The sequence below is a fragment of the Kribbella monticola genome, assembly GCF_003261635.1.
Classification (GTDB): Bacteria; Actinomycetota; Actinomycetes; order Propionibacteriales; family Kribbellaceae; genus Kribbella; species Kribbella monticola.
In genome coordinates this window covers 348,129-368,360 of sequence record NZ_QFXK01000035.1, presented here as the reverse complement: position 1 = coordinate 368,360, position 20,232 = coordinate 348,129, and the positions used below count along the sequence as shown (strand labels likewise).

The 20,232-nt window shown below is 69.2% G+C and carries 19 protein-coding genes; 6 read left to right on the top strand and 13 right to left on the bottom strand.

Going from position 1 to position 20,232, the window contains the following annotated elements; all coding sequences use genetic code 11:
• Positions 1-46: 46 nt before the first annotated feature.
• Positions 47-1,483, bottom strand: a complete 1,437-nt coding sequence (ahcY, locus tag DIZ26_RS27755) for an adenosylhomocysteinase (RefSeq protein ID WP_112246711.1) — start codon at positions 1,481-1,483, stop codon at positions 47-49.
• Positions 1,484-1,600: 117 nt separating this feature from the next.
• On the opposite strand from ahcY, the gene DIZ26_RS27750 reads away from it, so the two are divergent.
• The gene (locus DIZ26_RS27750; protein ID WP_112246709.1) at positions 1,601-1,969 is read left to right on the top strand and encodes a MerR family transcriptional regulator; all 369 of its coding nucleotides are present in this window, start codon (positions 1,601-1,603) and stop codon (positions 1,967-1,969) included.
• 80 nt (positions 1,970-2,049) lie between these two features.
• Entirely contained in the window at positions 2,050-2,940 is an 891-nt protein-coding gene (locus DIZ26_RS27745; protein ID WP_112246707.1) for an aminoglycoside phosphotransferase family protein, read from the top strand.
• Positions 2,941-2,954: 14 nt separating this feature from the next.
• On the opposite strand, the gene DIZ26_RS27740 is transcribed toward DIZ26_RS27745, so the two are convergent.
• The 8 genes from DIZ26_RS27740 to DIZ26_RS27705 all read right to left on the bottom strand — a co-directional run bounded on the left by DIZ26_RS27740 (position 2,955) and on the right by DIZ26_RS27705 (position 10,279).
• On the bottom strand, positions 2,955-3,914 hold the full coding sequence (locus tag DIZ26_RS27740; RefSeq protein ID WP_112246705.1) for a cation diffusion facilitator family transporter: 960 nt from the start codon (positions 3,912-3,914) through the stop codon (positions 2,955-2,957).
• Between the two features lie 30 nt (positions 3,915-3,944).
• Entirely contained in the window at positions 3,945-5,111 is a 1,167-nt protein-coding gene (gene manA / locus DIZ26_RS27735; protein WP_112246703.1) for a mannose-6-phosphate isomerase, class I, read from the bottom strand.
• A complete protein-coding gene (locus DIZ26_RS27730; RefSeq protein WP_112246701.1) occupies positions 5,105-6,181 on the bottom strand; it encodes an SIS domain-containing protein in 1,077 nt (358 codons plus the stop codon). The genes manA and DIZ26_RS27730 overlap by 7 nt, the downstream gene beginning before the upstream one ends.
• Positions 6,178-6,387, bottom strand: coding sequence for a Trm112 family protein (locus DIZ26_RS27725; protein WP_166678543.1), 210 nt, complete (start codon positions 6,385-6,387; stop codon positions 6,178-6,180). Before DIZ26_RS27725 ends, DIZ26_RS27730 begins: the two co-directional genes overlap by 4 nt.
• Entirely contained in the window at positions 6,387-7,775 is a 1,389-nt protein-coding gene (locus tag DIZ26_RS27720; protein WP_112246699.1) for a phosphomannomutase/phosphoglucomutase, read from the bottom strand. The genes DIZ26_RS27725 and DIZ26_RS27720 overlap by 1 nt, the downstream gene beginning before the upstream one ends.
• Positions 7,776-7,813: 38 nt before the next feature.
• Positions 7,814-8,548 (bottom strand): ThuA domain-containing protein, encoded by a 735-nt coding sequence (locus DIZ26_RS27715; protein WP_112246697.1) that lies wholly within the window; start codon positions 8,546-8,548, stop codon positions 7,814-7,816.
• Entirely contained in the window at positions 8,541-9,629 is a 1,089-nt protein-coding gene (locus DIZ26_RS27710) for a Gfo/Idh/MocA family protein (protein ID WP_112246695.1), read from the bottom strand. The genes DIZ26_RS27715 and DIZ26_RS27710 overlap by 8 nt, the downstream gene beginning before the upstream one ends.
• Positions 9,630-9,880: 251 nt before the next feature.
• A complete protein-coding gene (locus DIZ26_RS27705; RefSeq protein WP_112246693.1) occupies positions 9,881-10,279 on the bottom strand; it encodes a DUF3499 domain-containing protein in 399 nt (132 codons plus the stop codon).
• Positions 10,280-10,310: 31 nt separating this feature from the next.
• Between DIZ26_RS27705 and DIZ26_RS27700 the strand changes: the two genes are divergently transcribed.
• Positions 10,311-10,757 (top strand): metallopeptidase family protein, encoded by a 447-nt coding sequence (locus DIZ26_RS27700; protein WP_232828630.1) that lies wholly within the window; start codon positions 10,311-10,313, stop codon positions 10,755-10,757.
• A 55-nt stretch (positions 10,758-10,812) separates the two neighbouring features.
• On the opposite strand, the gene DIZ26_RS27695 is transcribed toward DIZ26_RS27700, so the two are convergent.
• From DIZ26_RS27695 to DIZ26_RS27680, 4 genes are all read right to left on the bottom strand, one after another.
• On the bottom strand, positions 10,813-12,288 hold the full coding sequence (locus tag DIZ26_RS27695) for a DUF5719 family protein (protein WP_112246689.1): 1,476 nt from the start codon (positions 12,286-12,288) through the stop codon (positions 10,813-10,815).
• Positions 12,285-15,197 carry a glycosyltransferase family 2 protein gene (locus tag DIZ26_RS27690; RefSeq protein WP_112246687.1) on the bottom strand — a complete coding sequence of 971 codons (2,913 nt, stop codon included), beginning with the start codon at positions 15,195-15,197 and terminating at the stop codon, positions 12,285-12,287. The genes DIZ26_RS27695 and DIZ26_RS27690 overlap by 4 nt, the downstream gene beginning before the upstream one ends.
• A gap of 241 nt (positions 15,198-15,438) precedes the next feature.
• Positions 15,439-15,690 (bottom strand): WhiB family transcriptional regulator, encoded by a 252-nt coding sequence (locus DIZ26_RS27685; protein ID WP_012919241.1) that lies wholly within the window; start codon positions 15,688-15,690, stop codon positions 15,439-15,441.
• Between the two features lie 320 nt (positions 15,691-16,010).
• Positions 16,011-17,300 carry a hypothetical protein gene (locus DIZ26_RS27680; RefSeq protein ID WP_112246685.1) on the bottom strand — a complete coding sequence of 430 codons (1,290 nt, stop codon included), beginning with the start codon at positions 17,298-17,300 and terminating at the stop codon, positions 16,011-16,013.
• Positions 17,301-17,423: 123 nt separating this feature from the next.
• Here DIZ26_RS27680 and cofD point away from each other — a divergent pair, with 123 nt between their 5' ends.
• From cofD to DIZ26_RS27665, 3 genes are all read left to right on the top strand, one after another.
• Positions 17,424-18,401, top strand: a complete 978-nt coding sequence (gene cofD, locus DIZ26_RS27675) for a 2-phospho-L-lactate transferase (RefSeq protein ID WP_112246684.1) — start codon at positions 17,424-17,426, stop codon at positions 18,399-18,401.
• On the top strand, positions 18,398-19,372 hold the full coding sequence (locus DIZ26_RS27670; protein ID WP_112246682.1) for a coenzyme F420-0:L-glutamate ligase: 975 nt from the start codon (positions 18,398-18,400) through the stop codon (positions 19,370-19,372). The genes cofD and DIZ26_RS27670 overlap by 4 nt, the downstream gene beginning before the upstream one ends.
• An 89-nt stretch (positions 19,373-19,461) precedes the next feature.
• Positions 19,462-20,184, top strand: a complete 723-nt coding sequence (locus DIZ26_RS27665; RefSeq protein WP_112246680.1) for a DUF3105 domain-containing protein — start codon at positions 19,462-19,464, stop codon at positions 20,182-20,184.
• Positions 20,185-20,232: the final 48 nt, after the last annotated feature.

Sequence of the window (20,232 nt, the reverse complement as noted above, 5' to 3'; positions counted from 1 at the left end):
GCCCCGCGAATTGCTCGCGGGGCGTCTCGGCGTACGTCGTACAGGCTCAGTAGCGGTAGGCGTCCGACTTGTACGGACCCTCGACCGGTACGCCGAGGTACTCGGCCTGCTCCTTGGACAGCTCGGTGAGCTTCACACCGAGGGCGTCGAGGTGCAGCCGGGCGACCATCTCGTCGAGGTGCTTGGGCAGCACGTAGACGTCGGTCGGGTACTCGTTGGTCTTCACGAACAGCTCGATCTGCGCGAGCACCTGGTTCGTGAACGAGTTCGACATCACGAACGAGGGGTGACCGGTGGCGTTGCCCAGGTTCAGCAGCCGGCCCTCGGACAGGATGATCACGGTGTGACCGTCGGCGAAGCGGAACTCGTCGACCTGCGGCTTGATCGTGACCCGCTCGATGCCCGGGGTCTTGTACAGGCCGGCCATGTCGATCTCGTTGTCGAAGTGGCCGATGTTGCCGACGATCGCCTGGTGCTTCATCCGCGACATGTGGTCCGCGGTGATGACGTCCTTGTTGCCGGTGGTGGTGACGAAGATGTCGGCGATACCGACGACGTCGTCCAGCGTGGTGACCTGGTAGCCGTCCATCGCCGCCTGCAGCGCGCAGATCGGGTCGATCTCGGTGACGATCACCCGGGCGCCCTGGCCGCGCAGCGACTCCGCGCAGCCCTTGCCGACGTCGCCGTACCCGCAGACGACCGCGACCTTGCCGCCGATCAGCACGTCGGTGGCGCGGTTGATGCCGTCGATCAGCGAGTGCCGGCAGCCGTACTTGTTGTCGAACTTCGACTTGGTGACCGAGTCGTTGACGTTGATCGCCGGGAACAGCAGCGCGCCGGCCTTGTGCATCTCGTACAGCCGGTGCACGCCGGTGGTGGTCTCCTCGGTGACGCCCTTGATGCCGGCGCCGATGGTCGTCCAGAGCTGCGGGTCTTCCTTCAGCGTCCGGGTCAGCGTCGTCAGGACGACGGCGTACTCCTCGGAGTCCGCGGTCGACGGGTCCGGTACGGCGCCCGCCTTCTCGAACTCGGTGCCCTTGTGGACGAGCATGGTGGCGTCGCCGCCGTCGTCCAGGATCATGTTCGGGCCGTCAGCACCAGGCCACTTCAGCGCCTGCTCGGTGCACCACCAGTACTCCTCGAGCGTCTCGCCCTTCCAGGCGAAGACCGGGACACCCTTGGGCTCGTCCGCGGTACCGTCCGGGCCGACGACGACCGCGGCGGCCGCGTGGTCCTGGGTGGAGAAGATGTTGCAGGAGACCCAGCGCACCTCCGCGCCGAGCGCCGTCAGCGTCTCGATCAGCACGGCGGTCTGGATGGTCATGTGCAACGAGCCCATGATCTTCGCGCCGGACAGCGGCTTGCTGTCGCCGTACTGCGCGCGCATCGCCATCAGGCCCGGCATCTCGTGCTCGGCGAGCCGGATCTCCTTGCGACCGAACTCGGCGAGTCCGAGATCTGCCACCTTGTAATCGAACGTCATGCGGTGCCGCTCCCTTGAGGGTGTCGGTTGAGGTCAACGGGTCGAGCCTAGGGGTAGTGCGGGGGGCGCGCGGACCGGAACGGGCTTTCCTGACACTGAAATGTCAAGATTGGTGTCATGCGGATCACTGAGGCAGCCCGCGGGCTGGGCACCACCCCCAGAATGTTGCGCTATCGCGAGGCGCTCGGCCTGCTCCCCCGCTCCCGCGCCAGCCGCGGCACCCAACGCCAGTACGACGCCCGCGACCTCGCCGCCGTCAGGCTCGCCCTCGAACTGGAACACCGGTACGACGTGACGCCGGCCGCCCTCGCCTTCGCGCTCCGGGCCCTCGCCGAACCGTCGGTAGCCGCCGACATCCGCAACCTCGGCTACCGAACCGGCCGCCTCTCCGCCCCACCCAGCCCCGCCGAAATAGACCGCGAACGCGCCTTGCACTGGCTCGGCCGCTCCGGCGTCCTCCCCCCACCCCACAACCGCCCCAGGTAACCCCGCACGCCACCACACCGCCGGGCTACCGCAGGAAATCTCGGTTGATTCGGGAGCCTGCGGAGGAATACTGGACCACCATGCATGTTGACCAGGTGGACGTGACTGTCGAGGTCGTTGCGACCTTGATCCAGGAGCAGTTCCCGCAGTGGAGTGGCCGGGCGATTCGGCCCCTGCCGTCGACGGGGACGGTCAACGCCATCTTCCGGATCGGGGACGACCTGTCTGCGCGCTTCCCGCTGCGGCTGGCCGACCCGGCCGAAGTACTGGCGGTTCTGGAGCGGGAAGCCCGGGCGAGCGCGGAGCTCGCACAGGTGTCGCGGTTCCCCGTCCCCGAACCTGTCGCGTTGGGAAGACCCGGTGCCGGTTATCCCATGCCATGGTCGGTGCAGACCTGGCTGCCGGGAACGATCGCCTTCCATGCCGACGCGAGTGGTTCGGATGCTTTCGCCGAGGACCTTGCGGCCTTCATCGCAGCCCTGCGGAAGGCCGACACCCGGGGACGGCTCTTCAGCGGCGAAGGTCGTGGCGGCGTACTCGCTGACCATGACGACTGGATGGCGAAGTGCTTCGAGGAGAGCGAGGCGCTGCTCGACGTCCCCCCGTTGCGCCAACTGTGGAGCCGTTTCCGGGAGTTGCCACGCACGAGCGCCGATGTGATGAGCCACGGTGACTTGATTCCCGGCAACGTACTGGTCGAGGGAGACCGGCTCAGCGGCGTACTGGACACCGGCGGCTTCGGCCCGGCCGACCCCGCACTGGATCTGGTCGGCGGCTGGCACCTGCTACAGGCAGGCCCGCGCGAAATCCTCCGACGAGACCTGGCCTGCGACGACCTCGAATGGGAGCGCGGCAAAGCTTGGGCGTTCCAGCAGGCGATGGGCGTCGTCTGGTACTACGTCGACACCAACCCAACGATGAGCAGAATGGGCCGCCAGACCCTCGACCGCATTCTGCACTCGAGGGACTGACCCGGACCCGGCTTCTAGTGGGCCGGGGCTTCCGGTGCTGCGGGGCGGCGGTCGGGGGTGTGGTTCTCGGTGTAGATGTCTGGTTCGAGGTAGATCTGCTGGGCCATCGGTTCGGCGGCGCGGATGGCTCGTTCGGTGGCGTCGATGGTTGCCGCGATGGTGGCCGCGTCCGTGCCCGGGGCGACGGCGAGTTTGGCGGCGACCAGGAGTTCCTCCGGGCCGAGGTGCAGGGTCTTGATGTGGATCAGCCGCTGTACGCCGGGCACGCTCTCGATCGTGGTGACGATGTGCGACTGGACCTCGCGGGTCGCGGACTCGCCGAGCAGCAGCGACTTCATCTCGATGGCGAGGAAGATCGCGACGCAGACCAGCAGGGCGCCGATCGCCATCGAGCCGAGGCCGTCGAAGACTCCGTTGCCGGTGGCAAGGGTCAGCACGACGCCGATCAGGGCGAGTACCAGGCCGGTCAGCGCGGCGAAGTCCTCCAGCAGGATGACCGGCAGCTCAGGAGCCCTTGCGTTGCGGACGAAACGGGTCCATCCGACCGAGCCGCGCAGTTTGTTCGCCTCGACGATCGCCGTCCGGAACGACAGCGACTCCATCGCGATCGCGGCGACCAGGACCGCGACCGGCACCCACTTCCAGTGCTCGATCGCGTGCGGCTCGTGCACCTTGTGGTAGCCCTCGTACAGCGCGAACAGCCCACCGACGCTGAACAGCACGATCGCGACGATGAAGGAGTACACGTACCGCTCGCGGCCGAAGCCGAACTGGTGCAGTTCGTCGGCCTCGCGCTTGGCGCGCTTCGCACCGACCAGCAGCAGGACCTGGTTGCCCGCGTCGGCGAGCGAGTGGATCGCCTCGGCGAGCATCGACGCGGACTGGGTCAGCCCCCAGGCGGCGAACTTCGTGACCGCGATACCGGTGTTCGCCAGCAGCGCCGCGACGACGGCCTTGTTACCGCCACCTGCCATTTCGGTGATCCTCCAGTGAAATAAGGGGCTTCAGCCTGTGGACACGACGAAAGCCGTGCCGGAACCCCGCAGATTACAGGGTCCTTCGGGTCCTCGGAGGAACGCCGACTGACCGGTGGACAACTCGACGGTGTCTTCGGTGCCCTCAGCACCTACCGTCACCGTTCCCTCAACGCACGCGACGATCCGCGGACCCTCAGCGGGCACCTCCAGCTCACCGGTGACATCGATTCGACGTACGGCGAAGTACTCACACCCGGTCTCGTACGCCGTGATGCCGGCCGCGTCGTCGGTGCCCTCCAGCACCGGCGAGGCGAGCGGCTCGAAGTCGACCACCGATACGAGCTCCGGTACGTCGACATGCTTGCGGGTGAGCCCGCCGCGCAGGACGTTGTCCGAGTTCGCCATCACCTCGAACCCGGTGCCGTGCAGATACGCGTGTACGTTCCCCGCCGGCAGGTACACCGCCTGGAACCGCTCCAGCCGGACCCGGTTGAGCAGCAACGCGGCGAGTACCCCCGGATCGTCGGGGAAGTCCACGCAGAGCTTGTCGAGCGTCTCGACCTCCACGGCCCACGTAGTACCGTCGTACCGGCGGCACGCTTCGCTCAGCGCCGCGACCAGCGGCCGGATCGAGTCCCGGTCGGAACTCATGAAGTGCGTGAACGCGTCGCGCAACTTCCCGTCGCGCAGCAGATCCGCCAGCTCCTGCAGCTCGGGAGCTCCGAGCGCTTCGAGCAACGCGACCGACTCGTCCAGCGGCCGGAATCCGACCAGCGCGTCGAACGGCCCGAGTGCGATCAGGATCTCCGGCTTCGGCCAGGAGTCCTTGTAGTTCCGGTCGGCGGCGTCGCGCGGAATCCCGGCCGCCTCGTCCCGGGCATACCCGTCGACGGCCTGCGACCGCGACGGATGCGCCTGGATCGACAACGGCTGCTCGGCCGCGAGCAACTTCGCCAGGAACGGGAACCGGCCCTCGAACCGCGAGGCCGTCTCCGCACCCAGTACTGCGGCAGGCTCGGCCGACACCAACTGGTACAGCGACTCGCCGCCGACCAGCGACGACGCCGACTCGTGCGCGCCCATCCAGAGCTCTGCCTGCGGATTGCCGTCCGGCTCGACCCCGAGCAGCTCGGGGAGCGCGGTCCGTGAGCCCCAGGCGTAGTCCCGGATGGTGTTCTGCAGCCGAGCTACCACGCCGGATCCTCCGCGGGGTTGCCTGGCGCCGAGGAGTCCTCGACCGGCGTACCGTAGCGGCCGAGGCCGATCCCCAGGTACGCCGCGGCGTAGCGGCCGTGCTGGGTCAGGGCGGCGTAGCGCGCCACGTCGGTGCCGTTGGCCTGAGTGACCACGTGCACACGGACCTCGTGCCGCTCGGCTTTCTCCTGCAACTTCCGCTGGGTCTCCATGACGCCCTCGTCCTCCACCCCGTCGTCCAGGATGATCAGGCCGGGCCGGAGCTCCTCCTGCTTGTCGAACGGGTCCGCGAAGACATCGCGCGGCGGCTGGCTCGCGAGCACGGGCAGCAGGTGCCCCGCATCGGCCGCGAGCGCCGGGCGCCCACTCGCCAGCCGCATCGCCTCGACGACACGACGGGCAGCACGAGCAGCCAACACAGAGCCACCCCACACCAGCGGCAGCGCGTCCGCGAGCATCAACGACAGGTCCTTCGCCGGGTTCGACGCGACGTCGTTGTTGGGCGAGCACTCGATGGCGACCTCGTCCAGCATCGCCGCGACCGCGTCCGCGTCGACCGCCGGCCCGAGCTCCATCTGGTGCAGCGCCTGCAGTACTGCGACAGCGGCGGCCAACTGGTCGTCCGACTGCGACGGGAGCCGGATGGCGTGCCGGGAGCCGGCCGAAGCCTGCGCGACGGGCGAGTCCTCCGGCGACGCGACCATCAGCCCGCAGCCACGGCGTACGGCCTCGGAGGCTGCCGACATCGCGCCGGAGTCCTCCGACGTCCCGCCGAGGACGATCACCAGGTCGAGCGGGCCGGTCCAGCCCGGCAGACCGGGACCGGGCCAGGCCACGAACGGCACCGGGCAGACCGGCTCGAGCACGGCACGCACCAGCCGGGCATCGCGACCGGCGGCCACGATCGCGCGAGGCCGGAAGCCGTCGCTGCCCAGACCGGCCAGCACGTCCGCGGAGAACGCGATCTCGGCCCGGACGCGGGCACCCGCACCGGCCAGCCGGCGGAGCAGGTGATCGGTCGCCCGGAGCGCGGCCGGGTCGTCCAGCCGCGAGTCGTCGAAGAAGCTCATGCCTGCGAGTTCTCCTGGCGGGTCTCGCGAGCCTCGTCGATGAGCAGTACGGGGATGTCGTCACGGACCGGGTACGCCAGGGCGCAGGTCGCGTTGGTGCAGACCAGCTCGTTCGCCTCGTCGTCCACCCGGAACTCCGAGCGGCACTTCGGGCAGACCAGGATGCTGAGCAGGTCGGGGTCCAGGTTGATGTTAGGGGGAGTCATCAGTTTCCTTCTCGGGTGGATGCGCCGGTGATCAGAGCCAGTACCTCGTCCCGGACCCGCTCCATGGTGGCGGCGTCCGGAGCCTCGACGTTCAGCCGCAGCAGCGGCTCGGTGTTCGACGCGCGGACGTTGAACCACCACGTCCCCGCGTCGACCGTCAGACCGTCCAGGTGGTCAACGGTAATCCCGTCGGTGCCGGAGTAGGTGTCTTCGATCGCGGCAACTGTCGCGGCCGCGTCGTCCACCCGGCTGTTGATCTCGCCCGAGGCCACATAGCGCTCGTAGACGGCGAACAACTCACTGGCCGGCTTGCTTTGCTCACCGAGTGCCGCGAGCACGTGCAGTGCCGCGAGCATCCCGGTGTCGGCCCGCCAGAAATCGCGGAAGTAGTAGTGCGCCGAGTGCTCGCCACCGAACACGGCGTCGGTCTCGGCCATCTTCTGCTTGATGTAGGAGTGCCCGACCCGCGCGCGGACCGGCGTACCGCCGTGCTCGGTGATCAACTCGGGCACGGCCTTGGACGTGATCAGGTTGTGGATCACGGCCGAGCCCGGGTGCTTGGCCAGCTCCCGTACGGCGACGGCGCCGGTGACCGCGCTCGGCGAGATCGGAGCGCCCTTCTCGTCCACGACGAAGCAGCGGTCCGCGTCGCCGTCGAAGGCCAGCCCGAGATCCGCGCCCACCTCGACGACCTTGGCCTGCAGGTCGACCAGGTTCTTCGGGTCGAGCGGGTTGGCCTCGTGGTTGGGGAAGTTGCCGTCCAGCTCGAAGTACAGCGGCACGATCTCGACCGGACCGGTCGCGAACACGGCCGGCACCGTGTGCCCGCCCATCCCGTTACCGGCGTCGACGACGACCTTGAGCGGGCGGATGCCGCTCAGGTCGACGAGGTCGTTGAGATGATCGGCGTACGCCGTCAGCAGGTCCTTGTGCACCACCTTGCCGGGCACCGCGACGCTGATCGGTCCCTCGGTCAGCGACTTGGCGACCAGGTCGGCGATGTCGCGCAGACCGGACTCCGAGCCGACCGGGGACGCTCCCGCGCGGCACATCTTGATCCCGTTGTACTTCGCCGGGTTGTGGCTCGCGGTGAACATCGCACCGGGCAACTGGAGCCGGCCGGAGGCGAAGTACAGCTGGTCGGTGGAGGCCAGGCCGATGTCGATCACGTCGGCGCCGGTGCTGGTGACCCCCTCGGCGAACGCGGCCGCCAGCCCGGGGCTGGACGGGCGCATGTCGTACCCGATCACCACCGAGCCAGGGCCCGCGAGCACGTCCAGGACCTCGACGAACGCCGCGCCGGTCGCCCGGGCCACCGCCTCGTCCAGCTGGTCCGGAACGACCCCGCGGACGTCGTACGCCTTGAAGATCGCAGCAACGTCAACCATGAGGTGGACCCTATCCGGCCCGGGTGTGAAACCGTGTTTCAGGCTTGGTCGAACCAGCCCGGCGTTGCGCGGTGGTGCACGTCGGGGAGCTTCCGCGGTACGACGGGAGCGGCCCACCGGACGGCGTTCGCGAGGATCTGCTGGATCTCCGGCTGGTGGTAGGTCGGGTACTCCTGGTCGCCCGGCCGGAAGTAGAACACCCGGCCCTGGCCGCGCCGGTAGCAGCAGCCCGAGCGGAACACCTCGCCACCGGAGAACGAGCTGACGAACACCAGCTCATCCGGCTGCGGTACGTCGAACAGCTCGCCGTACATCTCCTCCTGACCGATCACCAGCGGATGCGGTACGCCGGCCGCGATCGGGTGCCCGGCCGCGACCGTCCAGAGCAGCTCGCGATCGTTGTCCGACCGCCAGTCGAGCGAGCACGTCGTACCCATCAACTTCTTGAAGATCTTCGAGAAGTGCGCCGAGTGCAGCGCGATCAGGCCCATCCCGGCGAGCACCGCCTCCTGGACGCGCTCGACGACCGCGTCGTCCACGTCGCCGTGCGCGCGGTGCCCCCACCAGGTGAGCACATCGGTCTCGGCGAGCACTTCCTCGGTCAGACCGTGCTCGGGTTGCTGCAACCACGCCGTACGGACCTTCACCTCGTCGCCGAGCTTCGCCCGCAGACCGGCGGCGATCGTCTCGTGCATGGTGTCGGGGTAGATCTTCTGGACCGCGGCGTCGTCCTGTTCGTGGACGTTCTCGCCCCAGACGGTGACGTTAAGCATCGAGTACGACCTCTCGTCCTGCCTGCGCCGAGGCGTAACAGGCGTCGATGACCTGGGTCCGGACGAGTGCCTCGGACCCGATGTGCGCCGACCAGTCGCCGCTCTGCACGATGGCGACGAACTCGCTGACGACCGCGCGGTGCCCAAGACCCGCGCCGGTCGCGGGCCGCACCTCGGCGGGCACGCCCGCGACGTCGGTGAAGATCCGCAGCGTGTCGGTACTGGTGTAGTTCTGTACTTCGATCTTCGCGCCGCCCTCGGTACCGAACAGCTCGATCCCGAAGTTGTCGCCGGGAGCGCGGTACGTCGCCCAGCTCGTCTCCAGCTGCAGCGCCCCGCCGCCCTCGAGCCGCAGGTACGCCGTGGCGAGGTCCTCCACCTCGAACTTGGAGCCGAGCGTGTCGACGGTCGGCCGGATCACGCTCGAGGAGCTGCCGCGGCCGCGCGGACCGAGTTCGGCGAAGGTGTTCGCGCTGACCGTGGTCACCTTCGGCTCGTTCAGCAGGTGCAGGGCCAGGTCGAGGATGTGCACCCCGAGGTCGATCAGCGGGCCACCGCCGGACAGCTCGCGGTTGGTGAACCAGCCGCCCATCCCGGGGATGCCGTTGCGGCGCATCCAGTGCGCCTTCGCGTAGTAGATGCGGCCGAGCTGGCCCTCGTCGATCTGGTGCTTCAGGGCCGCGACGTCGCCGCGCTCGCGGTGGTTGAACACCACCTTCAGCACCTTGCCGGCCTTCTTCGCCGCCTCGACCATCGCCTGGCCTTCGGCGACGGTCCGGGCCAGCGGCTTCTCGCACAACACGTGCAGGCCCTTGTCCAGGGCGGCGAGTGCGATCGGCGCGTGCAACTGGGTCGGCGTCCCGATGCTGACGGCATCGAGGCCGGGGAACTCGACCAGGTCCTCCCACTTCTCGAAAAGCTGCGGCACCCCGAACTTCTCGCCGAGCTCGGCGAGAATGTCCTTCTCCAGCCCCGCGAGCGCGACCACCTCGACATCGGGCAGCTCGGCGAAGGCTTCCAGGGCGGTCCGGCCGGCGAATCCCAGCCCGACGACTCCGACGCGTAGTTTTTGATCGTTCACAGCTGAAGAGTCTTGTCAGTCGATGACAACGTCGTCAACCTCATCCCACGCTGCGAAACAGCCCGAGGGGGCGCGCAGCGCCCCTCCCTCGTACCCGGCAGGATCGCCACCCGACCCTCCGGCGAACCCACGCTTTGCGGGGTTGTCCCCTCAAACGGTGGGTTGTCTGCGTGGATACCGCGCGCCAACCCACACTTTCAGGGGACGACCCCGCAAAGCGTGGGTTCGCCAGAAGCGGGGAAGGTGGCGCGTCAGGCCTGTTCTTTGTTGTCGTGGCCGGGGGTGTCGTCCGGGTCGCGCAGCATGCGCAGGTGGCCGCGGCGGGCGACCTCGACGGGCGCTCCAGGGGCCGGCTGACCCGGCCGAGCCGGCGGGAGCGGGCGAGCCGCTTCCCGTACTGCGTTCGCCAGCGCCTCGAGGTCGTCGTTGGACGGACCGGCCGCCGCGGGATCCGGAGCCAGCCGGATCACCTCCCAGCCGTTCGGGGCGGTGAGACGGTCGGCGTGATCCGCGCAGAGGTCGTAGCAGTGCGGTTCGGCGTACGTGGCCAACGGACCGAGAACGCAGGTCGAGTCGGCATAGACGTAGGTGAGCGTCGACACGGCCGGCCGATGGCAGGCGGCGCGCGAACAGATCCTGGCGATGCTCACGTCCAGACGCTACCCCCACTAGGCTGATCGCGTGACCGAGGCTCGCCGTCATCGCAGGCACATCGACCGCCATGGGCGCGGCATGCTCGGACCGATCAGCCGGCCGAGCAGCTTCGCGCCGCGCGGACTACCGCTGCAACGGTCGGCCGCGGCCCAGTTCGACGAGGTCGTCGCGATCGAGGTGACGCGCCTGGAGAAGCGCCTCCCGCAGGTGATCGCCCGGGTCGAGTTCGCCATCGAGGACGTCCCGAACCTCGACCTGCACGCCGGCCAGATCCCACTCACCCACTCGACCGGCGGCACCTCCCACGAGCCCTACCGCATCATCGTCTTCCGCCGCCCCATCGAACTGAGAGCCGAACGCTCAGGCACCAGCCTCGCCTGGCTCGTCCGCTCCGCCCTCGTCCTCGAACTGGCCGACGTCCTGGCCCTCTCCCCCGAACAAATAGACCCCGACTTCGACACCGACGAAGACTGACCCGTACGCCGACCCGCGTCGCACCTTCCTGCCTGGGTCAGCGCGAGGTGGGCTGCTAGTTGAGTGCGGCCTTCGTGTCTGGTTGGGCACCTAGTTGGGCGCGGAAGACCAGCGAGGTGGTGAGCGGCCAGGCCGCTACCTGGGGGGTGTCGTCGGGGTCGGCCTTGGGGGCGGGCATCAAGGTGGCGCCCGCGACGATGTCGCCGCGGAGTTGCTCGACCATCAGGTACGTCGGCTTCGTCTGGGGCTTGAAGGTGATGACGTTGGTCGCGCCGCCGATCACGTCGAGCGAGCTGGTCTGGATCACCTTGTCGGTCGCGTCGCGGAGTTCGAAGCGGAGGCCGGCCGTGTCGCCCGGTGCTGTCACCTGCAGGACCACTGGTTGTTCGTGCGGCGGCAGGACGACGTACGCCGGTCCGCGCAACGGCTCGGTCGCGCCCAGGGTGGCGAACTCGGTGACCGCGGAGTTCGTCATCCGGGTCGCGGCGGTGATCGGCTGGTCGGCGGACACCGTGATCGCGGACGCGTACTTCTTCAGCGCCCCCTCCAACCGGATCACCTTGGTCGAGCCGGCCGGGATCTGCAGTGTCGACAACTCGGCCGGTTTGAACGGCCCGTTCGGCCCGTTGATCGTCAGTGTCGCGGTCGCCTGCAGATCGCCCGGGTTCACGACAGTGAGAATCCGTACGCCGCTCCCGCCGGCCAGCGCGGGCACGGTCACCTTGAGCGCCGGCTGGGCCGAGGTGTTGAGCCAGTCGACTCCGGCCGGGGTCTTGCCGCTGCTCGCGTTGTCCCGGAGCGCCGGGGCGACCCGGCCGCCGGTGGACACCACGTGGAGGGCGAGGTCGGGGAGCTTCACGACCTGGCCGAGGTAGACCTCGGCGGTACCGCGTGCAGGCACCACGACCCCGCGGGCGTTCGGAACGTCCTGAACGCCGGTGGCCGAGTAGAAGGTGACGTTCACCTCGGCGTTGACGCTGTCGAGGTTGGTCAGCACCAGCACGTCCCGGCGATTCACAGCACCCGAGGCCCCGACGAACCAGAAGTCGGAGCCCGGCACCTGACACGGCACGCTCGCCATGCCGCGATTGACGCCTTCCTCGGCGACCGTCGTACTGGTCGCCACCGCGCCGGCGGCCAACGGGCCCGTACCGCGGATCGACAGCGGCTGCAGCGTCGCAGTACGCGCAGTGGATGCGATTTTGCCGCGTGCAAGCACCGAGCCGACCGGGTCGGACGTGGACGGCAGGGGCGCGATCGACAGCGGCGTCGAGTCGCCCGCGGCAGTCGGGGTGCCCTCCGGAAGAGTCGGCGCCACGGCGTTCACCCAGGACGACACCTTGCCGCCGAGACCGGGCACCGGACACGCGAGTGCGGTGCGGTTCACCACGGTCCGCGTGGGCTCCTCGACACCCTCTGCGCGAGTCACCGGCGTCTTGGCATGCGTGATCGCGCCCAGCCCACCGAGGACGGCAAGCGCGAGCACGCAGGCGCCGATGCGGACCCGGAGGTCGGACAGCAGGCTGGTCACGAGGACCTCCTGGCGTGCGTCCCGTGCGGCACCGCGACCGTACGGCGGGCCGTCGGCATGCAGGAGATCAGCGCGATGATCCAGGCGATGATCCCGAGCACGCGCCACAGGTTGCGGGTGGTGTCGTTCAGCGGCGCCTTGCCGTCGATCGTCGACCGGTCGATCAGCCAGGACGCGTCGTCGCCCTCGGCACTCGCGCGAGTCAGCCCCGGCAGCGAGTCGAGAGTGGACATCAGCGTCGGGTCGACGGGCGCGGGCAGGTACAGGTAGTCGACGTCGAGTGCGGCCAACTGCCGCCCCTCCTCGCCGGTCCCGCCGCCGCCGAGCGTCGACAGTACGTCGGTGAGCGGCTTGGTCTGGGCCGCCGTCGGCGCGGCCTCCAGCGACCCCATCCGCGGGCCGCCGTTGCGCACCAGCGAGTACCGCATTGGACTGTTCGACACCTTGCGCACCACCAGGATCGACGCGTACTGCGGTGGGCCCTGCGATGACTGCAGGTACGCCGGGAGGTCCTGCTCAGGTCCTCGCCGGAGCGGCCCGTCGTCGCCGCGCACCAGCCAGAAGCCGGCCGTGACGATCGTCGTCACCAGAACTAGACCGAGCACACCTTGGACGATCAGCTCGCGAGACTTCCCGACCGAATCCCAGGCCACGGTCACCGCGACGATCCATCCAGCGCTCATCAGGAACATCAGCGGCCCGCTGCCACCACCGAGGCGGCTCGCGATCAACGTCCCGGCCAGACCGGCCAGCGCGACGAGCCAGCCGAGCAACTCGTACCGCTGTCGCGATTCGCGGGTCAGCGCCAGCAGCGCCACCAGAATGAGCGGCACCGCGAACCACCAAGGTGCGGGCGCACCAACCGGCGTACCGGTCAGCAGCCGGGCGATGCTGTCGCCAGGCCCCACAGCTGCGGTCGGCGGCCCGCCGGCTTCCTGGCCGAGCCGGGATGGGTGCAGCACGAGCTGGATCGTCCAAGGCAGAACGAGCACCAGTCCGAGGAAGACCGAGAAGACGAGCTGACGGCCTTGCCGCCGCCAACCGAGCCCGAGCAGAGCCCCGGCCACCAACGCGATCCCGGCCAGTAGGCCCAGCGCCGGCGTGAAAGCGAACAGGATCGCCTGGCAGATCCCGGCGAACCAAGCGGCCCGCCAACTGCCCTGGATGACAACTCGGCGACGCCTGGCGACAGTGTGCACAGCGGCACCGAGCAGCGGCAGCACGATGGCCGCCACACAAGTCCCGAGTCGCCCCTGCGAGACCGCTCCGTTGGTGAAAACCGCCAGCCCGTACGCCGCTGCGCCCCACGCTCGGGCAACCCGGTCGACGACGAAAGCGCGCAGCAGTCCCCAGGCCGCCAGTGCAGCCAGCGGAATCGCGCCCAGGAGCAGCACGTTCGTCGCTCCGGACGGGCCGAAGGTGACGGTGGAAAGGGCCCAGAACTGGGAAAGCCAGGCAGGCGGGGTCACTCCGGGCGGCGCCGATGCGGCCGCATGCCACAGGGACCCGAGGCTTTCGTGCGGAGGCAGCAACAGGTGCGATCGCAGGACGCCGCCGCCGATCAAGCTACGGGCGGCAATGAAGGCGCCGAGGAACAAGACCCCCCAGACCACCAGGAAGGGCCGGCGAATCAGCTGTCGGCGCCAGCGCGGCTGGTCGACCGCGACACGGGCCGTGCTCTTGGCCCGGCGAGCCGTGGTGACGACCTGCTCCTCGGGCTCATCGGCCCAGGCCTCACGCAACCGCTCCGAGATCGTGCTGCCGGTCTCTTCGAGGTTGTGCCGCAGGGCGTGCACGGATCGCCCGAACAGCGACTTGATGTCGTCGTACGGGACGCGGTCGAGGTTGCGGCGGTCCTTGCGGGCCTGTGTCCAGCCGCCCGCGAGCACAGTGCCCAGCAGGGCGGTCCACTCGTCGACGGCCCCCGAGGGTGTCTTGCCGAGCAGGAACCACAGCGACCGGAAGGTGGCGCCCAGCAGGAACCGGAGGACCAGGAGCGGAAGCAGTCTGCTCGGAGCGTTCGCGAGCACCGTGTAGTAGGCGTGCGCGCGGTCGAGCTGATAGGCGTGCCGCCTGGTGCCGGCCAGCGCGCGTTCACCTGTTGCGGCAGCCTGGGCGTGGTACACCACTGCGTCGGGCGCGACGCCGACCTTGAAGCCGGCCCGGCTGGCCCGCCAGCCGAAGTCGATGTCGTCGCGGAACATCGGCAGCCGCGGGTCGAACCCCTTCAGCGATTCCCAGACGTCGCGGCGGACCAGCATGCCGGCCGAGCTGACCGCGAGCACGTTGCGCGGCTGGTCGTGCTGGCCCTGGTCGAGCTCGCCGATCTCGATGCCGGTGTCGCGCCGGCCGCCGAGCGAGGTGGTGACGCCGACCTCGAGCAGTTCGCGATCGCGCGGCCACAACCGCAGCTTCGGTCCCCAGACGGCCGTGTCCGGAGACATTGTGGCCTGCAGCAACAATTGTTCGAGCGCTTTCGGGGCCGGCGCGCAGTCGTCGTGCAGCAGCCAGAGCCACTCGACCACCGGCATATGGCCGTCGTCGCCGTACGGCCCGACGGCGGACGGCACCGGGGCGAACCCGACCGTCTCCAGTCCGCGGGCGACGGCCGTACCGAAGCCTGTGCGGGCGGACAGGCTGACCACGGGCTCGACCGCGGGCATCGTGGCCAGCAGTTCGGCGGTTTCGTCGGTGGAGCCGGTGTCGACCGCGATCAGCCGTTCCGGGCGGCGGCCGAGGGCCCACAGCGCCTCGGTCAGCCTCGGGAGCCAGGCGGCACCTTCGTGCCCGACCACGACCGCTGTGACGACGTGCCGGACCGGTGCGCGACCCATCGGGTCGCCGGTGAGGTCGGTCGGGAAATCGACGGAGTCGAAGAAATCCCAGCCGGCCGGAGCTTCTGGTTCCATGCGGAGCAGTGACACCTCAGGGGTTGGACGGTCTGCCTCGACCCGCTCAGGCCGCGGCGAGGACTGAGCTTACGCGACCCCTGACAGTGCCCCGACACAACCGCTGGGGCCCAGACAGCCGCGGGCCCCGGTGGACAGAGTCCGGCCGGGGCCTCACACGAAGTCTGTGTTCACTTTTCCGTTGCGGCGCAGCAGCCACCGGCGACGGCGGGGTGGCAGGGCACCACCACGCGTCGAGGGATCAGACGGCCCTCTTCTTCAGCTTGCGGCGCTCCCGCTCCGACAGCCCGCCCCAGATCCCGAAGCGTTCGTCGTTCTGCAGTGCGTACTCCAGGCATTCGCCTCGTACGTCACAACCGAGGCAGACCTTCTTCGCCTCGCGGGTGGAACCGCCCTTCTCCGGGAAGAAAGCCTCTGGATCGGTCTGGGCACACAGTGCCCGTTCCTGCCAGTTCGGCTCCTCCTCGATCGCCTCACCGTCGACAATCGCCATCAGCGTTTCTGTCACGGTACGACCTCCTCGACCCTGTTCGTTCCCCTGTACATATGGGCTTGCGGTCCCACATGCCTGACCTCGACCGTTCTACTAGCTTGAAAACGGTCCCCGATACCGAGTGTCAACGAACGACACGGTTGAAATTACATTCCTGCAATCCACGAAAGTCAAGCCGTGGTCTGCTATTGGCGTCATCCGCAACACGGCTGCAAAAGAACGAGAGGCCTGTGTTCACAGGCCTCTCGCTCACTGCGGGTGCCTCGCGAAGGAGTCCGGAGAAAGTTCCGGCGTCCCTTCGGCAAGGGCTTGCTGCCTTCTCAGGAAGGCTGCGACCACCAGCCCTGCTGGTTGCCCTGACCCGGCTGCTCCGGCTCGCCGTCCTTCGCCGGGTCCGAAACCCTCGGTTCTACCCGGGTTTCGTCGGCTGCCTCGGGCTCCGGCTGCGCTTCGGCAGCAGGAGTTGCCGCCGGTGCGTCCTCGGCCTGCCAGGACTGCTCGCCCGGCTGCCAGGTCGCCTGCTCGGCAGACCAGCTCTCGCCCTGCGCTGCCGGTGCCTGTCCCTGGTCGGCGCCCTGCCACTCCGGCTGACCCTGCTGCCCGTACTCCTGGCCTGCCCACTGCTGAGCCGGCTCCTGGGGGTGCTCCTGGCCTTGCTCCTGGCCTGCCCACTGCTGGGCGGGCTCCTGCGGCCACTGCTGCTGTGCGCCCTGGTCCTGGCCGCCCCACTGCTGTGCGCCCTCGGGGCTCCACTGCTGGGTCGGCTCGGTGCCGTGGCCTTCGGCCGACCAGGTCTGCTCGGCCGGCTGCTGCTCAGCGGCACCGGTGTGCGGCTGCGCCTCGGCGTCGGACGCCGACCACGCCTGCTGCTCGCCGCCCGCGTTCCAGCTCTGCTCCTGCGGCCACTGCTCGCCGCCCTGCTGGGCTGCCGCGTAACCACCGGCTGCACCCGCAGCCACGCCGGCACCAGCGCTGTAGGCGCCGTACTGACCGGCGTCCTGCCCGTACGGAGCTCCACCCTGCTGGGCGCCGTACTGGCCGTACTGCTGCTGGCCCTGCGGACCGTACTGGCCGCCCTGCTGACCGTACTGCGCGCCCGGCTGGCCGGCGTACTGGCCGCCCTGGCCCGCGAACTGGCCCTGCTGGCCGACCTTCGGCGCGCGGACCGGAGCCGGCAGCGCCTGGAAGTGCCGCAGGATGTAGAAACCGACCACGCCGTAGAGCGCGAGACCGGCCAGGCCGTAGAGGAAGTTCACGAACTTGACCGCGGCCGAGTCCGAGCTGTCGCCGAAGACGGCGAACACGACGATCAGGCCAAGCAGCACGTACACACCGGTGACCACCAGCGCCACCAGGGTGACGAGGCGGGCGTTCCGGGTCTGCTCACCTGCCTCGGTGACCAGCCAGACCGAGGCGGCCAGGGCGATCATCAGCAGGACGCCTGGGAAGGCGGGTGCGACATTCGTATGCAGCACCACGGAGCTGTTGGAGCTGAATCCGGCGTCGCCGACGAAGAGGGAGATCAGCGAAGCCAGCGCCCAGAGGGCGGCGAAGGCGAGCAGGATGTACGCGACCGGCTCTCTGAGCTTCTTGGTTGCGTCGGTAACCACGAGGGCTCCTCGGGATGTTGGGGGCCGTGCAACTTGATTGACACACTGTGCACATAGTTCGGACCCTCGGCAGCATAGTCGTGCGGTGGTTCGTTGCTTTGACGACTCGTGGAGACTGTCCTCATGCGATTGACAGTGCTTGCCGGCGGCGTCGGTGGATCCACCTTCCTGCGCGGCCTGCTGGCGGCCCGGCCGGACGCCGAGATCACCGTGGTCGGCAACACCGCCGACGACATCACGCTGTTCGGCCTGCGGGTCTGCCCCGACCTGGACACGGTGATGTACACCCTCGGCGGTGGCATCTCGAAGGAACGCGGCTGGGGCCGCGAGGACGAGACCTGGGTGGTGAAGGAGGAACTCGCGGCGTACGGTGTCGAGCCGACCTGGTTCGGCCTCGGCGACCGCGACATCGCCACCCACCTGGTCCGGACCCAGATGCTCGACGCCGGCTACGGCCTGGCCGCGGTGACCGAGGCGCTCTGCGCCCGCTGGGAGCTGCCGGTCCGGCTGCTGCCGATGAGCGACGACCGGGTCGAGACGCACGTGGTCGTGGACGATCCGGAGAACCCGGGCACCCGCAAGGCGATCCACTTCCAGGAGTACTGGGTCCGGTTGCACGCGGAGGTCCAGGCGCACCAGATCCTCGCGATCGGCCAGGACAAGGCGAAGCCGGCCCCCGGCGTACTGGACGCCATCGCCGAGTGCGACGCGCTGATCCTGCCGCCGTCGAACCCGGTGGTCTCGGTCGGCACCATCCTCGGCGTCCCGGGGATCCGGGAGGCGGTCCGGGAGACGGCCGCCCCGGTCATCGGGGTCTCGCCGATCATCGGGACCGGCCCGGTTCGCGGCATGGCCGACAAGGTGCTCGCGGCGATCGGCGTGGAGTCCACCGCGGGCGCGGTAGCCCGGTACTACGGGTCGCGGGCGGCCGGCGGCGTACTGGACGGCTGGTTGATCGACACCTCCGACGCGGCCCAGCTCGAGTCGATCGCCGCGGCGGGGATCCACGCGCAGGCGGTGCCGCTGTGGATGGACGACGAGCCGAAGACGGCCGCGATCGCCACCGCAGCGGTGGTCCTGGCCGAGGCCGTGCGCCGATGAGGAAGCAGCTCGAGATCTACCCGGTCGTCGGCGTGCCCGAGATCGCCGCGGGCAGCGACCTGGCCGGGCTGATCGGCGACCTGGCCGACCTGCGCGACGGCGACGTCGTCGCGGTGACCTCGAAGATCATCAGCAAGTCCGAGGGCCGACTCACCCACGGCACCCGCGACGAGGCGATCGACGCGGAGCTGGTCCGGGTCGTGGCTCAGCGCGGCGACACCCGGATCGTCCAGACCCGGCACGGACTGGTGATGGCCGCCGCGGGCACGGACACGTCCAACACCGCGCCCGGCACAGTGCTGTTGCTGCCGGTCGACCCGGACCTGTCCGCCCGCGCCCTGCGAGTGGCCTGGAAGAAGCGGTACGACGTGAATGTCGGCGTGGTGATCACCGACACCCTCGGGCGACCGTGGCGCAACGGCCAGACGGACCTGGCGATCGGCGCGGCCGGCATCCAGGTGCTGGAGGATCTGCGCGGCAGCACCGACAGCCACGGCAATGTGCTCGCCGTGACCGAGCCGGCCATCGCCGACGAGATCGCCGGCGCCGGTGAACTCGTGAAGGGCAAGGCCGACGGCGTACCGGTCGCCGTACTGCGTGGGCTGTCCGATGTGGTTCTGCCCGTTGGGGAGCACGGGACCGGGGCGCGGGCGCTGGTCAGGGATGCCGAGATGGACCTGTTCAGCCTGGGAACGCGGGAGGCCGCGCGGGCCGCAGTACTGGCTCGGAAGGCTCCTGCCGGGCCACGTGAGGTGGATCCCGAGCTGTGGGCCGGGCTGCTGGTGGACGACGAGGATGTCCACATCGAACTGCTGGACAACACGATCGCCGTCTTCGGCGACGAGCCGGTCGCGGTCGGCGTGATCGCGGAACGCCTCGCTGTGTTGCTCCATGCCGAGGGCTACGGCGTCGCCGTACGGACCGGTCCGGGCAGTGAGGCGACGGTCACGTTCGGCTCACGGTCGAAGTAGTTTTCTAGGCAACTTCTCAGGGTGGCTCAGTACACTGCACGCGGACGGCGGCGCCCGAGACCGCCCATGATCAGGGAAGACCATTCACTGTGGGTAAGTCTCAGAAGCAGGATCGCCGCGAGCTGATCGAGAAGATGCAGCGTGAGCAGGCCCGGTCCGACAAGCGCCGTACGCTCATCATCGTGGCCGCCTCGATCATCGTCGGCCTGGCGATCATCGCCTACCCGGCGATCCGGCTGATCCAGGACTCCAGGACCAAGAACCTGTCGATCTCCGACCTCGGCGTGGCCGCCGCGTCCGCGTCCTGCGACCAGCCCACCGACGACAAGGCCTCCGGCACTCAGGACCACAAGCCGGACGGCACGGTCATCCAGTACCCGGTCTCCCCGCCCTCGTCCGGCCCGCACTACGCGGTCTGGGCACCGTTCGGGAAGAAGTTCTACACCTTCGACGACCGGCCGCCGGTGCCGAACCTGGTGCACAACCTCGAGCACGGCTACACGATCCTCTGGTACAACGAGGCGACCTCGAAGAACAAGGACCAGCTGGCCCTGATCGAGAAGATCTCCAAGGCCAAGCTGCCGGACAGCTCGAACGGCAAGTTCATCGCCGCGCCCTTCCGCGCCTCCGACGGCCAGCTGCCCTGGCCGGACGGCAAGAACATCGCCTTCTCGCACTGGAGCGGCATGGGCGCCGACGGCAAGACGGCCTTCGGTCACCGCCAGTTCTGCGGCTCGGTCAGCGGCGCCGCGCTCGCCGACTTCATGAACAAGTACCCGTCGACCGACGCCCAGGAGCCGAACGGCGGCTGATCCCCCGTTCCGGGCCGGTGGAGACGGACAGGCACGGATCCTGTCCGC

What these genes read in the sequence shown, in the direction of transcription:
- ahcY (WP_112246711.1), bottom strand. Translation starts at nt 1,483, where the DNA reads ATGACGTTCGATTACAAGGTGGCAGATCTCGGACTCGCCGAGTTCGGT.
- DIZ26_RS27750 (WP_112246709.1), top strand. Translation starts at nt 1,601, where the DNA reads ATGCGGATCACTGAGGCAGCCCGCGGGCTGGGCACCACCCCCAGAATG.
- DIZ26_RS27745 (WP_112246707.1), top strand. Translation starts at nt 2,050, where the DNA reads ATGCATGTTGACCAGGTGGACGTGACTGTCGAGGTCGTTGCGACCTTG.
- DIZ26_RS27740 (WP_112246705.1), bottom strand. Translation starts at nt 3,914, where the DNA reads ATGGCAGGTGGCGGTAACAAGGCCGTCGTCGCGGCGCTGCTGGCGAAC.
- DIZ26_RS27730 (WP_112246701.1), bottom strand. Translation starts at nt 6,181, where the DNA reads ATGAGCTTCTTCGACGACTCGCGGCTGGACGACCCGGCCGCGCTCCGG.
- DIZ26_RS27725 (WP_166678543.1), bottom strand. Translation starts at nt 6,387, where the DNA reads ATGACTCCCCCTAACATCAACCTGGACCCCGACCTGCTCAGCATCCTG.
- DIZ26_RS27720 (WP_112246699.1), bottom strand. Translation starts at nt 7,775, where the DNA reads ATGGTTGACGTTGCTGCGATCTTCAAGGCGTACGACGTCCGCGGGGTC.
- DIZ26_RS27715 (WP_112246697.1), bottom strand. Translation starts at nt 8,548, where the DNA reads ATGCTTAACGTCACCGTCTGGGGCGAGAACGTCCACGAACAGGACGAC.
- DIZ26_RS27690 (WP_112246687.1), bottom strand. Translation starts at nt 15,197, where the DNA reads ATGGAACCAGAAGCTCCGGCCGGCTGGGATTTCTTCGACTCCGTCGAT.
- DIZ26_RS27685 (WP_012919241.1), bottom strand. Translation starts at nt 15,690, where the DNA reads ATGGCGATTGTCGACGGTGAGGCGATCGAGGAGGAGCCGAACTGGCAG.
- cofD (WP_112246684.1), top strand. Translation starts at nt 17,424, where the DNA reads ATGCGATTGACAGTGCTTGCCGGCGGCGTCGGTGGATCCACCTTCCTG.
- DIZ26_RS27670 (WP_112246682.1), top strand. Translation starts at nt 18,398, where the DNA reads ATGAGGAAGCAGCTCGAGATCTACCCGGTCGTCGGCGTGCCCGAGATC.